The organism is Xenorhabdus sp. XBWT, assembly GCF_059072735.1.
Genome location: NZ_CM180990.1, coordinates 2,565,619 through 2,581,973, shown reverse-complemented (window position 1 = coordinate 2,581,973; position 16,355 = coordinate 2,565,619). Strand labels below are relative to the sequence as shown.

10 protein-coding genes are annotated in these 16,355 nt (G+C 42.0%); 7 read left to right on the top strand and 3 right to left on the bottom strand.

What is annotated here, in order from left to right; translation table 11 throughout:
* Nucleotides 1-203: 203 nt before the first annotated feature.
* Nucleotides 204-839 carry a response regulator gene (locus AC5JQI_RS11215; RefSeq protein ID WP_237385110.1) on the bottom strand — a complete coding sequence of 212 codons (636 nt, stop codon included), beginning with the start codon at nucleotides 837-839 and terminating at the stop codon, nucleotides 204-206.
* Nucleotides 840-1,381: 542 nt separating this feature from the next.
* Here AC5JQI_RS11215 and maeB point away from each other — a divergent pair.
* The 5 genes from maeB (at nucleotide 1,382) to AC5JQI_RS11190 (ending at nucleotide 10,245) form a co-directional block, all read left to right on the top strand.
* Nucleotides 1,382-3,661, top strand: coding sequence for an NADP-dependent oxaloacetate-decarboxylating malate dehydrogenase (maeB, locus tag AC5JQI_RS11210; protein ID WP_493914665.1), 2,280 nt, complete (start codon nucleotides 1,382-1,384; stop codon nucleotides 3,659-3,661).
* Between the two features lie 158 nt (nucleotides 3,662-3,819).
* Nucleotides 3,820-4,737: a ChaN family lipoprotein gene (locus AC5JQI_RS11205; RefSeq protein ID WP_493912220.1), complete on the top strand. Its 918-nt coding sequence runs from the start codon at nucleotides 3,820-3,822 to the stop codon at nucleotides 4,735-4,737.
* Nucleotides 4,738-4,893: 156 nt separating this feature from the next.
* Complete coding sequence (tolA, locus tag AC5JQI_RS11200; protein WP_493912219.1) at nucleotides 4,894-5,655, top strand: cell envelope integrity protein TolA; 762 nt, start codon at nucleotides 4,894-4,896, stop codon at nucleotides 5,653-5,655.
* Nucleotides 5,656-5,718: 63 nt separating this feature from the next.
* Nucleotides 5,719-7,869, top strand: a complete 2,151-nt coding sequence (locus AC5JQI_RS11195; RefSeq protein WP_493914664.1) for a S9 family peptidase — start codon at nucleotides 5,719-5,721, stop codon at nucleotides 7,867-7,869.
* A gap of 120 nt (nucleotides 7,870-7,989) precedes the next feature.
* Nucleotides 7,990-10,245 carry a TonB-dependent receptor domain-containing protein gene (locus tag AC5JQI_RS11190; RefSeq protein ID WP_493912218.1) on the top strand — a complete coding sequence of 752 codons (2,256 nt, stop codon included), beginning with the start codon at nucleotides 7,990-7,992 and terminating at the stop codon, nucleotides 10,243-10,245.
* A gap of 58 nt (nucleotides 10,246-10,303) precedes the next feature.
* Here AC5JQI_RS11190 and xseA read toward each other — a convergent pair whose 3' ends face one another.
* On the bottom strand, nucleotides 10,304-11,665 hold the full coding sequence (xseA, locus tag AC5JQI_RS11185; protein WP_493912217.1) for an exodeoxyribonuclease VII large subunit: 1,362 nt from the start codon (nucleotides 11,663-11,665) through the stop codon (nucleotides 10,304-10,306).
* Between the two features lie 172 nt (nucleotides 11,666-11,837).
* On the opposite strand from xseA, the gene guaB reads away from it, so the two are divergent.
* Nucleotides 11,838-13,304, top strand: coding sequence for an IMP dehydrogenase (gene guaB / locus AC5JQI_RS11180; protein WP_237385103.1), 1,467 nt, complete (start codon nucleotides 11,838-11,840; stop codon nucleotides 13,302-13,304).
* Nucleotides 13,305-13,383: 79 nt separating this feature from the next.
* The gene (gene guaA / locus AC5JQI_RS11175) at nucleotides 13,384-14,961 is read left to right on the top strand and encodes a glutamine-hydrolyzing GMP synthase (protein ID WP_493912216.1); all 1,578 of its coding nucleotides are present in this window, start codon (nucleotides 13,384-13,386) and stop codon (nucleotides 14,959-14,961) included.
* Nucleotides 14,962-15,098: 137 nt separating this feature from the next.
* Here the strand turns inward: guaA and AC5JQI_RS11170 are convergent, their stop codons facing one another.
* Nucleotides 15,099-16,307 (bottom strand): efflux RND transporter periplasmic adaptor subunit, encoded by a 1,209-nt coding sequence (locus AC5JQI_RS11170; protein WP_493912215.1) that lies wholly within the window; start codon nucleotides 16,305-16,307, stop codon nucleotides 15,099-15,101.
* Nucleotides 16,308-16,355: the final 48 nt, after the last annotated feature.

Below are 16,355 nucleotides of genomic sequence, written 5' to 3'. Positions count from 1 at the left end.
GTGGGTAACCATAAAAAATGGTAGAGCAGGGATAAATAAATTCCATTCGAAATAATAAATTAAATAAATAGTGTATTAATTTACTATATTTGAAATTAATTTATTGTAAATTAATTTGTAATTCTTCATAACTCACAATTTCCCCATCGGAAGAATTTAGGGAAATTGTGTTGCAATTGAGAAGGTTAAGAAATAACTCAATGTTAGATCAATACTGTTTTTCTATGTTTTAGATAGATGATAGTGGCTTCTAGACGGGAGCGGGATTTAAGTTTTTTCAATAGGTTACGTGTGTGGACTTTCACGGTCTCTTCTGAAATAAAAAGGAAGTCAGCTATTTCTTTATTTGTCATGCCTTCTGAAATTTCTTTTAAGACATCCAATTCACGTTTGGTTAATTTTGATAACGGATCAATATAGAGATGGCGAGTGGATAAATATTGATGGACTTTTTCACTGAACACAGACTGACCATCTATGGCTTTTTTTATGTTGCTCAACAGAGGGACAAGTTCAATATCCTTTAATAAATAACCATTCGCACCTGCGTCAACTGCATCATAAATATCACTGCGATTATCTGAATCAGAGAGTACCAGAATATAGGTGTTCAGCCCTTTTCGGCGGAGAGATTTAATCGTATCAACTCCAGAAATGCCATGAATATTCAGATCTATCAAAATAATGTCAGGCTTTATTTGGCAAGCGATATTAATCGCATCTTCACCATTGTCAGTTTCGGCAGTTACAATGAGTTCTCGTTCTAATTCAATCAAACCTTTTAGGCCGTGACGAATGATAGGATGATCATCGACTATCATGACTGAATGATTATGCATGTTCTTTCTCCCATATAGAAATGCAGATTTTATGTTTTATAAAACATAAAAGACAGGTTTCTGCTTTATGTTAAATTGCTGTGTGATTTTTATAGAGTATATTGAATCATAGCTAATGATATTCTGAAAATATATCCTGATATAAAAATAGAAATATCGCAAACAGGTTTATCCATATAGATGAAATAAAATTCACATTCATAAGAAAATGCGTTTCCTTAATTGCTAATAATTTTCTAAATAAATTTCAGGAATATTTTATAGATTAATTTTTGTTTTTGTAAACTTATTTTAAATGCTAATTTAAAAATACTTCCTTAATTAATTTATCAGGTTATTAATTGATAAATTGATACCCCTAATTAGGTATTGTTAGGATAATGTCTATATAATATTGGTTAACATCAAATCATTCATTGCTTATTTTTTACCCTTTTATTTTGGTGGTTATGAACAAAATGCTGTTAACATCATGATTTAACTTTCCGTAACTATTATACTGGGCAAATTTTTACTTCGACAGACGCGTAAAGGATCAGATGATGGACGAAAAATTAAAACAAAGTGCTCTTGATTTTCACGAATTTCCACAGCCAGGAAAAATCACAATTACCCCGACTAAGCCACTGACAACACAACGTGATCTGGCACTGGCATATTCTCCGGGAGTGGCGGCTCCTTGCCTTGAGATAGCAAAAGATCCTTTGGCGGCCTATAAATATACTGCCCGTGGCAACCTTGTTGCGGTGATCTCCAACGGCAGTGCTGTCTTGGGGCTGGGTAATATCGGTGCATTGGCTGGTAAACCTGTTATGGAAGGTAAGGGCGTTCTGTTCAAAAAATTCTCGGGCATTGATGTTTTTGATATTGAGGTGGATGAATCCAACCCAGATAAATTGATTGATATCATTGCTGCATTGGAACCGACTTTTGGCGGTATCAACCTCGAAGATATCAAAGCACCGGAATGTTTCTATATTGAGCAGAAGCTTCGTGAGCGCATGAAAATTCCTGTATTCCATGATGATCAGCACGGTACAGCCATTATCTGTACTGCCGCAGTTTTAAATGGATTACGGGTCGTTGAGAAAGACATCAGCAATGTGCGCATGGTTGTATCGGGTGCCGGAGCAGCTTCGATCGCCTGCATGAACCTGCTGGTGGCACTAGGTCTGAAACGTGAAAATATTGTCGTCTGTGACTCGAAAGGAGTTATCTATCGTGGCCGCGAAGAAAATATGGAAAAGACCAAAGCGGATTATGCTATTGAAGATAACGGCAGCCGTACATTGACGGATGTGATCCCGGATGCTGATATTTTCCTCGGTTGTTCAGGGCCGGGCGTGCTGACACAGGACATGGTGAAGACCATGGCAAAAGCACCCCTTATCATGGCATTAGCCAACCCAGAACCAGAAATACTGCCTCCACTGGCAAAAGCAGTGCGTCCTGATGCGATTATTTGTACCGGTCGTTCTGATTTTCCTAATCAGGTAAATAATGTTCTGTGTTTTCCATTTATTTTCCGTGGAGCACTGGATGTTGGTGCGACGACCATTAATGAAGAAATGAAGCTTGCCTGTGTTCGCGCCATTGCAGATTTGGCACTGGCTGAACAAAGTCAGGAAGTGGCTTCCGCTTATGGTGATCAAGATCTATTCTTTGGCCCTGAATATATCATTCCTAAACCGTTTGATCCTCGCCTGATTGTAAAAATTGCGCCTGCTGTGGCGAAGGCTGCAATGGAATCAGGCGTTGCAACACGTCCGATTACTGATTTCGGGGCGTATATTGAGAAACTCAATGAATTTGTCTATAAAACCAACTTGTTCATGAAACCCATTTTCTCCCAAGCGAAAAAAGAGAAAAAACGTATTGTGTTGGCAGAAGGGGAAGATATTCGCGTACTGCACGCTACACAGGAACTCGTTTCTCTTGGGTTGGCATTTCCTATCCTGATTGGCCGTCCTAGCGTTATTGATATGCGGATCAAGAAGCAGGGCCTGCATATTGAGGCCGGTAAAGATTTTGAAGTAGTCAACAACGAAAATGACCCGCGTTTCAAAGAATATTGGCAAGAATATTATCAAATGATGAAGCGTCGCGGCGTTTCTCAAGAACAGGCGCGTCGTGCCGTGATTGGCAATCCAACGCTGATCGGGGCCATCATGGTACATCGTGGTGAAGCAGATGGCCTGATCTGTGGCACTGTTGGCAGCTATAGTGAGCATTACCAAGTTGTGAAAGATGTTTTTGGTTTCCGTCAGGGAGTACATACTGCGGGTGCCATGAATGCCTTGATGTTGCCAATGGGGAATACTTTTATTGCTGATACTTATGTCAATGAAGACCCAAGCCCGGAAGAATTGGCGGAAATAACACTCATGGCAGCTGAAACAGTTCGTCGTTTCGGTATTGAACCTAAAGTGGCTCTATTGTCACGCTCAAGTTTCGGTTCTTCAGAGTGTGATTCAGCACAAAAAATGCGTAAGACATTGGAATTGATTCAGCAAGTGGCTCCGTCACTTGAAATTGATGGTGAAATGCACGGGGATGCAGCGTTGGTGGAAAGTATCCGCCGTGACATCATGCCGGACAGTCCTCTGAAAGGCTCTGCGAATTTATTGATCATGCCAAGCATGGAAGCGGCTCGTATCAGCTATAACTTACTGCGGGTTACTAGCTCGGATGGGGTAACCGTTGGGCCAGTTTTGATGGGGGTATCGAAGCCTGTCCATATTCTGACACCGATTGCTTCTGTGCGTCGTATCGTGAATATGGTGGCATTGGCTGCTGTTGAAGCACAAACCAATCCTCTATAAATAATATGTGTGACTGTCCTGACTTCAGCAATGAAATCGGGCACAGAGCAACGAGTAAGCTACCTTGTTAAGTTACTGCTTAATAGGGTAGTTTTATTTGTAAATAATTCTCATTATCTATAATATGCGGGCAATTTTTCTTTTGATAATGAATAAATATGAAAACATCTACCCGTATAAAATCAACTTTTTTAGCCTGTTCTCTCCTGTTTGGCACTGGTGTACTCAGCGGCTGTGCCGTAGCTCCCAATAGTGCTGAAAGTACCTCTAAAACGTCATTTCAAATTCTCTCTGATGAGTTAATGCAATCCGGAGCAGTGATTGATGCGAAAACAGGGAAGGCTATCACTCCTGATGAGTTGCTTGAACAATTGGCTGGCTACTCTCGCGTTGTTGTTGGTGAGAAACACGACAACCCCTACCATCACCAAATCGAGTTATGGCTGGTTCAGCAGCTTGATAAAAAACGCCCCCACGGTTCCGTATTACTCGAAATGATTAACCCGAATCAGCAAGAAAAAGTGAATAAAGTCAAAAATTGGCTGCAAGGTAACCCGATTGTCAGGAATGAACGCGTTGAAAAACTATTGGCATGGCAGCAGGGCTGGCCGTGGGAGTGGTACGTAAATTTGGTTATGGAGCTGATGAAAGCACCTTATCCGCTGTTAGCTGCAAATCTGGATCGCAGTGAAATTGATCAGGCATATAAAAGCCATAAAGCGGGCAATAGAACATCATTAGTCTCTGATGAAGCTAAAAAACTCATTGAAATAACGATTAAAAATTCCCACGGTGAAAAGATCGATGAGCAATATCTCTCCGCTATGTCTCAGATCCAGCAAATGCGTGATCAACGTATGGCTGAACAATTGGTTAAAGCACCATCACCGGCTGTATTATTTGCGGGTGGATATCACGCGGCAAAAGCGATGGGCGTTCCCCAGCATGTGAAAGAAATAGCACCAAATGAAAAAATTGTTGTATTCATGATTGCCGAAGAAGGAGTCGTCTTGAACAATGAATATGCTGATTTTATCTGGTTTACGCCAAAAAAGAGTGAAAAAATAACTAAATAATAGTAGTTATCACAAGGAAGTGAATAACTAATAAATAAAAATAGTTTTCATTTATATATATAATTGATTATCATTCATATCCATTTATTATTGACATAATGTGCTATTAAAGAGATGTTGACGTACAACACGTATCAAAATGCTCACACAAGCCACGTGACAAAATCCTTTCTTGCAGCGATTACACTTCACGCTTTGGTTGTAGGCTGGCTAGTCTACAAACCCGCAGATGTTGATATTGAAGAATTACTGCCTCCTCCTGCGGTTATGGTTGAACTATCAACGCAAACAGAAGCAATAAATAAAGTACAGAATCAGCCGGTTGGCGTTGAACAACAGTTATCTGTTGCCAGTAAACAGAAGGAAAGTAAGGTTGATGAAATTCACATGCCGAAACTGGATGTAAATGAGAATGCCCAGCTCTTAGTGAATAATCAAAAGAAAAAACAGAAAGAGCAAGATGCGCCGAAAAAAACACAGCCTGTGAAGCGAGTGAAAGCAAAAGAACAGGAAAGTGAAAAATCACACAGTAGCGTAGCACCCACGACCAGTAGCGCCGCAGCAAATAATGTGACCGTCCGCACTGCGGCATCTTATGACAGTAATTCAGATACTATTGCTGATGCCACGGCGGTCTGGCAGGCAGAAGTTACCGGGCATCTTAATCGCTATAAAAGATACCCAGTAGATGCGCAGAGAAGAAAACGAACAGGACGTCCGATGGTGAGATTTACGGTTAATCGATTAGGAAGCGTGATTGACAGTGAATTGACCCGGCATTCAGGGACTAATTCACTCAACAGGGAAGCAAAAATGGTATTGGAAAGAGCACAGCCTTTGCCTGCTCCGCCTGATGTTATTTTAACTAATGGCAGGATTACGGTTGAACTGCCGATAGATTTTTCTTTGTCTCAATAAAAATACAGGATTGATGGCATGTCACAGTATGAAACGGTATTTTCATCACCTATAAAAAAGATAATGCGCAGTAGCAGTAAAAGAGCCATGCTCGGCTTTTTGCTGGGAGGAAGTTTGTTGAGCAATAGTTTTGCCACTATCGCAACGGAGGAAAATATGGTGCCACCTATGGCGACAAAACAGCCGCATAAGATGGAGATCCACGGAGATACCCGCATCGATAATTACTATTGGCTGCGCGATGATAACCGTCAGGACAAAAATGTCATTAATTACTTAACGTCTGAAAATCAGTATACCAAGCAAATGCTGAAATCAGGTCAGGAATTACGTGAAACCCTGTATAAAGAAATGACTGACAGAATGAGTAAAGAAGATCAATCTGTTCCTTATACCTATAATGGGTATATTTATCGTACCGTTTACGAAGCAGGGAAGGATTTCCCGATTTATCAGCGTAAGCCTGCCGAAAACTCATCTGACTGGCAGGTTATGGTTGATGGCAACGAGCGGGCAAAAGGCCATAAGTTTTATCAAATTGGCGGATTTGCTGTTACGTTGGATAACAAGCGCATTGCGGTGGCAGAAGATACCCAAGGGCGCCGTAATTTCCAAATCTCATTTAAGAATTTTGCCGATGCTGATTGGCAGAATAATGCCATAGAAAATACGTCCGGTAATATTTTGTGGGCCAATGATGGCAACACCCTGTTTTATGTGCGCAGAGATGTACAAACTTTATTGCCTTATCAGTTATTCCGCCATCAATATGGTACGGATACCAAGCAGGATAAAAAGGTTTATCAGGAAGAAGATGATCGTTTTTATCTGTCAATTTCGGAAAGTACTTCGCTTGATTATATTTTGATTTCGAGTTCAAGTTACTCAACTTCAGAATATCGCCTGATTGATGCTAACAATCCGCAAACAGAGCCGCAAGTTTTCTCTGCCCGTCAGGCGGGACGTGAGTACGATCTCGATCATTTCCGTGGACAGTTTTATATCCGTTCTAACCATGAAAACCCACTATTTGGTTTATATCGGACAAGCGCCCTCGATAAACTGTGGGAAACCGTTATTGCTCCACAGGAAAATACGGATCTGGAAAACTTTGCGTTGTTCAACAATTGGCTGGTTTTACAAGAACGTACCAAAGGATTATCGTCAATCCGTCAGATTGATTGGAAAACTCAGCAGGAAAAACGCGTTCAATTTGATGATCCGGCCTATATGGCCTCATTGAGTTATAATCCTGAGCCGGATACTAACTTACTGCGCTACAGCTATTCATCCATGACAACGCCAAGTTCTGTATTCCAGTGGGATATGCAGACAGGTGAGCGTGAGCTATTGAAACAGCAGGAAGTTAAAGGCTTCAACAAAGAGAATTATGAAAGCCAGCGCATTTGGGTAAAAGCGCGTGATGGCGTGGAAGTACCTGTTTCACTGGTGTACCGCAAATCCCTGTTCAAAAAAGGTGAGAACCCGATCCTGATTTACGGTTATGGTGCTTATGGCATTAGCATGGATCCCTATTTTAGTTCTGCATTGCTGAGTTTGTTGGATCGCGGTTTTGTCTATGCGCTGGTGCATGTGCGTGGTGGTGGTGATTTAGGCAAGAATTGGTATCTGCAAGGTAAAATCGAAAACAAGATGAACAGTTTTCATGATTTTATTGATGCGACCAAGACGCTGATTGCTGATGGCTATGGTGATAGCAAGCGTGTTTATGCAGAAGGCGGCAGTGCGGGTGGTTTATTAATGGGGGCAGTCATTAATCAGGCACCAGAATTATATCGTGGCGTCATTGCGAAAGTGCCTTTTGTGGATGCACTGACAACCATGCTTGACTCATCCATTCCTCTGACTACGGGGGAATATGAAGAGTGGGGTAATCCGAATAATAAAGAAGATTACCTTCGTATTAAATCTTATAGCCCTTATGACAATATTAAACATCAGCGTTATCCAAACTTGCTGGTTACAACAGGTTTGCATGATTCTCAGGTGCAATATTGGGAGCCTGCAAAATGGATAGCGAAATTAAGGGAAATGAAACAGGGTAATAGTCTTTTATTATTGGAGACGAATATGGATACCGGGCATGGTGGAAAGACTGGGCGTTTTAATCGTATAAATGATATCGCTTTTGATTACAGTTTCTTATTGATGTTAGATAACGCTAAAACATATTTTCCAGAATTAAAAGATTAAAAAAATCTATTTATAACCTATGGTGCTGGTAATTATTTATCAGTTCCATAGAGTTCTATTACGTAAATTTACGAAGCAATGTGAGCAACAATAAATATTCTCTTATTTAGGGTAAGGTTAATGAAAATTGTAGCAAAAATAGCTGGAGCCAGCGTAATGCTGATTGGGCTTCAGGGAATCGCTTATGCTGAAAACACAGATGACAATAAAAAAGAAAAAGTTCTTCGGTTCAGCAGGCTGAAAGTTTCAGGTGCTCAGGATAATAAAAATTCTCCGCATATTGAAGCAATGGAAAAACCCGGCGCTTATAGCTCTGTGGGGGAAGATAATAAACTAGAATCCATGGATAGCGTACTGCGCAGTTTACCGGGAACTTATACTCAGATGGACGTCAGCCAAGGAACAGTAAGTGTTAATATCCGTGGGTTAAGTGGTTTTGGCCGCGTTAATATGATGGTGGATGGTGTTAGCCAGAGTTTTTATGGTATAGCACCGAGCGGGTTTTCGCATGGGAGCCAACCGTATAATCAGTTTGGTACTTTGATTGATCCTAATTTTATTATACGAACAGATATTGACCGTGGACAGGCTAACGATGACGGTTCAGTCAATGCGCTGGCCGGAAGTGCGAATTTCCGTACTATTGGGATTGATGATGTTATTTTCGAAGGCAGTAATCTGGGCATCCGGACTAAATCAAGCTATGGTACTAATGGCATCGGTAAAAATGGCATGATTGCAATTGCGGGAAAAACGCAGGCATTCAGTCCGGAAGGTTCTATTGGTGCTATGCTGGCTGTGAGCGGTCACAATATTGATGCTCATTATAAAAATGGTATGGGTATCAGCAGTGAAGAGTTTGGTACGGATAAGACATTTAAACAGAAACCAAATTCACAACTGATGAAAGTAAATATTAAACCCAATGATTTTCATGATTTGGAGTTCTCCGGGCGTTTTTATCATAATAAATTCACTAAACGCCATATTGATAGTTATGATTACTACCTAAAATATCATTACACACCATTTAGTGAATTAATTGATACTGAGGTTCTGCTTAGTACGGGACGTGGCGATCAGATGTTGCAGATGGATTCTATACCCGGTTTAGGTAGGACTGAGTCGCATAATAAATCTAATGCTATTAATGTTAAAAACACCAGTCGATTTAATTATGCTGATACTGATTTTGCATTTACCCTTGGCAGTAAATTGATGCATACTGAATATAAAAAGAAAACACTTATTGGTGTTGGTGCTGATAATACAGTAAAAGAAGAAAATAATCAGTTTTCACCAGGCGGAGAACAAAATATTGCCAGTATTTATAGCCGGCTAAAAATAGAACATGGTATTTATACTGCCGATTTGGGACTTAATTATTTAGATTACCGTCTTAAAGGAGTTAAGCCAGCCTGTGATCCGCGAATTTCCTGTTTCCCTCAAGGAGCTGCTCAGGTGGATTTGAAAAATCATGCTTTTAATCCGAGCATTTTATTATCAGCAGAAATTATACCTGAATTTCAGCCATTTGTGAGCTACACGCATTCAATGAGAGCGCCAAATATTCAGGAAGTATTTTATCCTGGTGGAGAAGGTAACTCTGTCAATCCTTTCCTCAAAGGCGAAATAGCAGATACTTATCAAATTGGTTTTAATAGTTATCACCCAAATTTAATTGTTGATGGAGATACATTCCGTCTGAAAGCAACACTATTCCACACAAAGATTAAAAATTATATTAGTAGTGATAAATATACACTGTGTGGTGAGAAAAAAATGTGTAAAAATGATGAAGAGCTAAATGCAATAGATATCAATAAATTAAGTTCTGATGTTAATACGTATATATATACGAATAGCCTGACCCCAGTGACGATGAAAGGTTATGAAATTACGGTTAATTATGATGCAGGTGTATTTTATAGTTCATTAGCCTATAGTCAGCAGAAAACACAACAGCCTGCTTCACAGGCAGCAACTATTATGGGAACAAGCTCTGCATCTCAGTTACCAGAGAGCTATATGACATTAGATACAGGTGTTCGTTTACTGGAAGAAAAAGTTCGTATTGGTGCAATAGTGAAATATACAGGTCAGTCTTATCATCAAGATCCTGAAACAGATGGTGATTGGAATATTAGTGATAAAATGTTAAAAGATGATAAGATACCAACTATTATTGATTTATACACAGATTATCAAATCAATAAAAATATCCTTATTAAATTCTCAGTACAGAACATAGCTAATAAAAATTATGCTGATGCGTTGAATCGCATGAATTCTTCAGCAAATATATCTAATGGCGAGTCTGTAACTCAAACAGCCCGTGGCAGAACTTACGTTTTAGGTGCTGAAGTTAGATTCTAATCAAATCTAAATAACCATATAGAAACAGCGGTGAAAACTCACCGCTATTTTATTGACGTTAATTTTTTTTCTTTCTGGTTTTTTTCACCTGTGTCACCTGACTCTCAACCCAACCATCCTGTAACCTTGTTTTCAACCTATCTCCAACTTTCACCTGTTTAACCTGCTTCAACAACTTTCCATCAGATGCTTCACTGATACTGTAACCGCGGCTCAACGTTGCCAGTGGACTGACTGTTTCCATCCGGGAACAAGAAACAGCAAATTTTTCCCGATAACGCCCTAATTGCCGCTCAACAGCTTGTTTTAAACGAAAATCAAGTTGTTGGATAGATTGACTGTAATATTGGATTTCCCGTTCAGGATGAATGTGTAACAGCCGTTGATTCCACTTTTCATATGAGATTGAATGTTGTTTCAGACAACGTAAAAAACTATCAATTAACTTTTGGCGTAACTCAGCCAAATGATTTTGCTGGCGTGCCAAACGCAAATCAGGGCGTTGTTGTTGTAACCGATGCTGCAATCCATTAAACACGCGTTGCTTTTGAGCAAAAAAGTAATCCATCGCCATTTCAAGACGTTGTTGCAGAGATTGAATTTGCCGTAATAATTCTATCTGATTACGGCTGACTAACTCTGCGGCGGCGGAAGGTGTCGGCGCACGTAGATCAGCGACAAAATCCGCAATGGTCACATCTGTTTCATGTCCAACAGCACTGACAATGGGAATATGGCTTTGAAATATTGCCCGTGCCACTTGCTCATCATTAAAGCACCATAAATCTTCCAGTGATCCGCCACCCCGTCCAACAATCAATACATCACACTCTTGCCGGGCATTCGCCAGTTCAATCGCGCGAATAATCTGCAATGGTGCTTCTGCACCCTGAACAGCGGTAGGATAAATGATAATCGGCAAGGAAGGATCACGGCGCTTCAAGATATTCAGAATGTCGTGCAATGCTGCGCCGCTGGCAGAAGTAATCACACCAAGGCGTTTTGCAGGTGAGGGCAGAGTTTTTTTATGGAACTGTTCAAATAATCCCTCTGCGGAGAGTTTCTGTTTCAATGCTTCAAATTGTTGTTGTAGCAGCCCATCACCGGCAGGTTGGATACTTTCCACAATCAGTTGATAATCACCCCGGGGTTCATACAGGGTGATTTGTGCCCGAACCAATACTTGTTGACCATTTTGTGGGCGAAAAGTTGCCCTCAGATTTTGATTTCGGAACATGGCAGCACGAATTTGTGCACGTTCATCCTTTAATGTGAAGTACCAGTGTCCTGATGATGGCTGAGAAAAATTGGACATTTCGGCAGAAATCCAGATTCTGCCCATTTCCATCTCCAATAGTTGACGAACCGTCTGATTCAGGCGGCTAACAGAAAAGATCCCGGTATTGGTTGGTAGCGACATGTGATCCAGATCAAATTTTAAAGCAAGGGCTTAATTAAACGATATTAATCACCTCTCAGGACTAATCAAGAATTTTTTTCAAAAAATGCTGGAGGCAACCGATTTCGGCCTGTATAATGCCGCGGCAATATTTTATCCCTCTTATTGCCCATTGCTTGGTGAGATATTGCCCATGTTACGAATTAAAAAAGAAGCATTAACTTTCGACGATGTTTTGTTGGTACCTGCCCATTCTACAGTCCTGCCTAACACAGCAGATCTGTCCACTCAATTAACTTCTGTCATTCGCCTAAACGTTCCTATGCTTTCTGCTGCTATGGATACCGTAACGGAATCTTCACTAGCAATCGCACTGGCACAGGAAGGGGGCATTGGCTTCATTCATAAAAATATGTCAATCGAGCGTCAGGCTGAAGAAGTCAGCCGCGTGAAGAAGCACGAAAGTGGTGTTGTTACTGATCCTGTTACTGTAACGCTACAAACGACTCTGCGTGAAGTCCACGAACTGACTGAACGAAATGGTTTTGCTGGTTATCCGGTTGTGACCGAAGCGAATGAGCTGGTCGGTATTATTACTGGTCGTGATGTGCGTTTCGTGACCGATCTGGATCAGCCGGTCACTGCGGTAATGACCCCGAAGGAACGTCTGGTAACGGTAAAAGAAGGCGAAGCCCGTGAAGTTGTTTTGCAAAAAATGCATGAACAACGTGTTGAGAAAGCGCTGGTTGTTGATGATAATTTCCATCTGCTTGGCATGATTACGGTAAAAGATTTCCAAAAAGCAGAACGTAAGCCAAATGCATGTAAAGATGAGCAAGGTCGTTTGCGTGTTGGTGCTGCGGTTGGAGCAGGTGCTGGCAACGAAGAGCGTGTTGATGCATTGGTTGCTGCGGGTGTAGATGTACTGCTGATCGATTCTTCTCACGGTCATTCTGAAGGTGTTTTGCAGCGTATTCGTGAAACCCGTGCTAAGTACCCTGATTTACAAATCATCGGCGGTAACGTAGCGACCGGCGAAGGTGCTAAGGCACTGATGGAAGCGGGCGTTAACGCAGTAAAAGTAGGTATTGGTCCAGGTTCTATCTGTACAACCCGTATCGTGACGGGTGTAGGTGTTCCTCAAATCACTGCGATTGCAGATGCGGTTGAAGCACTGGAAGGTACGGGTATTCCAGTGATTGCGGATGGTGGCATCCGTTTCTCCGGTGATATCGCCAAAGCGATTGCTGCGGGTGCGGCGTGTGTCATGGTCGGTTCAATGCTGGCAGGCACAGAAGAATCTCCGGGTGAAATCGAATTGTACCAAGGCCGTTCGTTCAAATCTTATCGCGGCATGGGTTCTCTGGGGGCGATGTCCAAAGGCTCATCTGACCGTTATTTCCAGACCGATAACGCAGCAGACAAACTGGTTCCAGAAGGTATCGAAGGTCGTGTTGCTTACAAGGGCCTACTGAAAAGCATCGTTCACCAACAAATGGGTGGATTGCGTTCCTGTATGGGACTGACTGGTTGTGCAACCATTGATGAACTGAGAACTAAAGCAGAATTTGTTCGTATCAGTGGTGCTGGGATTCAGGAAAGCCACGTTCATGACGTGACTATTACCAAAGAATCACCAAATTATCGTCTGGGACTGTAATTTATTTAGAGTGGCCCGCAAATCGGGCCACTGACTTTTTTATCTTTTAATTGCCACTTGTTTTGGGAATTCACCTCAAATGACAACTAATATCCATCAGCATCGTATTCTGATCCTTGACTTTGGTTCGCAATATACACAGCTTATTGCCCGCCGTATTCGTGAAATTGGTGTTTATTGTGAACTTTGGACATGGAATGTCACTGAAGAGCAAATCCGCGAATTTAATCCGAACGGTATTATCCTGTCTGGTGGCCCTGAGAGTACAACTGAAAACAATAGTCCTCGTGCACCGGAATATGTTTTCAACGCAGGTGTACCAGTATTGGGTATCTGTTATGGCATGCAAACTATGTCCATGCAATTGGGTGGCCAAGTTTTCTGTTCTAATGAGCGTGAATTCGGTTATGCTCAAGTTGAGATCAGAAATAACTGTGAATTATTCCGCGATATTCAAGATACGCTGAGCGAAGATGGCAAGCCTTTGTTAGATGTATGGATGAGTCATGGTGATAAAGTGACAGCTATCCCTGCTGATTTTACAACAATTGCCAGCACTGAAACTTGCCCATTCGCTATAATGGCCAACGATGAAAAACGTTTTTATGGTGTTCAATTCCACCCAGAAGTGACACACACTCATCAGGGACAAAATATTCTTAAACGCTTCGTGCTGGATATCTGTCAATGTGAAGCGCTGTGGACCCCCGTTTCTATTATTGATGATATCGTAGAGCGTCTGCGTGCGCAGATTGGTGATGACCAAGTTATTCTGGCGCTGTCTGGTGGTGTCGATTCCTCTGTTACTGCATTGTTGCTGAACCGTGCGATTGGTAAGCGCTTGACCTGTGTCTTCGTGGATAACGGTTTATTGCGTCTGAATGAAGCAGATCAGGTCATGGAGATGTTTGAAGGTAAATTTGACCTGAATATTATCCATGTTAAAGCGGAAGATCGCTTCCTGTCCGCACTGGCTGGCATTGATGAGCCAGAAGCTAAACGTAAAGCTATCGGCCACGTTTTTATTGATGTATTTGATGAAGAAGCATCAAAACAAACTCAGGTTAATTGGCTGGCACAGGGCACGATTTATCCAGACGTGATCGAATCTGCTGCATCTGCAACCGGTAATGCTCATGTCATTAAATCTCACCACAATGTGGGCGGACTGCCGAAAGACATGAAACTGGGTCTGGTTGAACCGCTGAAAGAGCTGTTCAAAGACGAAGTTCGTCGTATCGGTCTGGAGCTGGGTCTGCCATATGACATGCTGTATCGTCATCCATTCCCGGGACCGGGTCTTGGTGTTCGCGTATTGGGCGAAGTGAAGAAAGAGTATTGTGACCTACTGCGCCGTGCGGACGCTATCTTCATTGAAGAACTGCACAAAGCGGATTTATACAATAAAGTCAGCCAAGCATTTACGGTATTCCTGCCAGTCCGTTCTGTAGGTGTTATGGGCGATGGCCGTAAATACGACTGGGTTGTTTCCCTGCGTGCAGTAGAAACAATCGACTTTATGACTGCTCATTGGGCACATCTGCCATATGATTTCTTGGGCCGTGTATCGAACAGAATCATCAATGAAGTCGATGGTATTTCGCGGGTGGTCTATGACATCAGCGGTAAACCGCCGGCAACAATTGAGTGGGAATGATCTAAAGCCCTCCCAAGCCTCACCGAATCATCATGATTTTTTAATTAAGACCCTGTAATCAGGGTCTTTTACTCTCCATACCGTTATTTTGAACGAGGTTCGTCAGCAGCCTGAGTCCCCTTCATTCGGGGTTATTTTCATTGAGGCAATGCAATAAACCCTGCTTCCAGTCCGTGGATCTCCACGCCTTCCGGCATAGCCTCTCCGACAGTTACCAGCCGGTACACTGCATGATGTTTTAAATTTGGGCGCCAGATTACTGATAACTGCCCGTCGCTATCACGATTTATTGTTTTTTCTGGTACAACAAACCCTTGTTCATTGCGATAAATAACAATATTGACTTTGGCACTCATACCGGACCTGATGGGATAATTCCGATTCATGGATGAAGTTACTTTAATCACAACATCATAATAAATCGCCGATCCGGGTTTATCGTTATTTGCGCTTTGCATGGCAATGGTTTCAATTTCTCCATCCAGAGGATGATCAGAAAAGCCCTCTCCGCTGATTTTGACTGACTGCCTCTCTTTGAGTTTGGCAAGATCTGCTTCTTCAACTTGTGCCAATACCTGATACTGTGTTGTATCCATAATTTCCAGTAAAGGTGTTCCTTCGGTAACCCGAACACCGGTCTGAATCGTTAAGGACTTCCCTTTTTCTCCCTGCGTTGCCCTGAGTACGACACCTGAAAATGGGGCTTTGATTTCTTTGTGAGAGTATTGTTCCTGTAGTGCCTGGTAACGGCTTGTCGAATTCTGAAGTTCCATCTCTGCAACACGTACGTTATTAACACTCCCTTTTTGCCGGGTAGAGACCAGATCGTCCTGTGCTGATGCGAACTCTGTGAGCTGCCGACGAAGTTGCTGCTCAAGGGTTTCCACTTCCATTCGCGGAACGATGCCCCGTGAAAAAAGCGCCTGTGTTTTGGCGAGATTATTTTTTAATTCCATCACCATATGGTTCGCATTTTCGACGTTCCTTCTGGCTCGGATAACTTCCTGACTGTTTTCCCAGTCATGTAATTGGTCAACAACTGATGATGCCTTAATCATATCGGCCTGCGCCTGCCGAAGTTCGATATCAATTTTTCGGGTATCAAGCATTACTAATGTCTGATCCGCATTCACCCGCTGCCCTTCTTTAACCAGAACCTGCTTGATAATACCCTCAAATGGCGCAGGTATGGTTTCAAGGCGTCTGGATTGCAGTTTGCCGACTAAGCCCAGTTGTTTTTCTATAAGTCCGGGGTTGACTTCAATCCATTGCACTGATTGTTGATCTGAGGATTTTCCTGAGAACACTTGCCCTGCGGAAAAAAAGGCTAAAAAACAAATTGTCATAACAAATATGCCAGCTATAACCCATCGATAACGTTTAATCATTGAACG

Bases quoted from the DNA above. Each gene is read 5' to 3' on its own strand.
- AC5JQI_RS11215 (WP_237385110.1), bottom strand. From the start codon at position 839: ATGCATAATCATTCAGTCATGATAGTCGATGATCATCCTATCATTCGT.
- maeB (WP_493914665.1), top strand. From the start codon at position 1,382: ATGGACGAAAAATTAAAACAAAGTGCTCTTGATTTTCACGAATTTCCA.
- AC5JQI_RS11205 (WP_493912220.1), top strand. From the start codon at position 3,820: ATGAAAACATCTACCCGTATAAAATCAACTTTTTTAGCCTGTTCTCTC.
- AC5JQI_RS11195 (WP_493914664.1), top strand. From the start codon at position 5,719: ATGCGCAGTAGCAGTAAAAGAGCCATGCTCGGCTTTTTGCTGGGAGGA.
- AC5JQI_RS11190 (WP_493912218.1), top strand. From the start codon at position 7,990: ATGAAAATTGTAGCAAAAATAGCTGGAGCCAGCGTAATGCTGATTGGG.
- xseA (WP_493912217.1), bottom strand. From the start codon at position 11,665: ATGTCGCTACCAACCAATACCGGGATCTTTTCTGTTAGCCGCCTGAAT.
- guaB (WP_237385103.1), top strand. From the start codon at position 11,838: ATGTTACGAATTAAAAAAGAAGCATTAACTTTCGACGATGTTTTGTTG.
- guaA (WP_493912216.1), top strand. From the start codon at position 13,384: ATGACAACTAATATCCATCAGCATCGTATTCTGATCCTTGACTTTGGT.
- AC5JQI_RS11170 (WP_493912215.1), bottom strand. From the start codon at position 16,307: ATGACAATTTGTTTTTTAGCCTTTTTTTCCGCAGGGCAAGTGTTCTCA.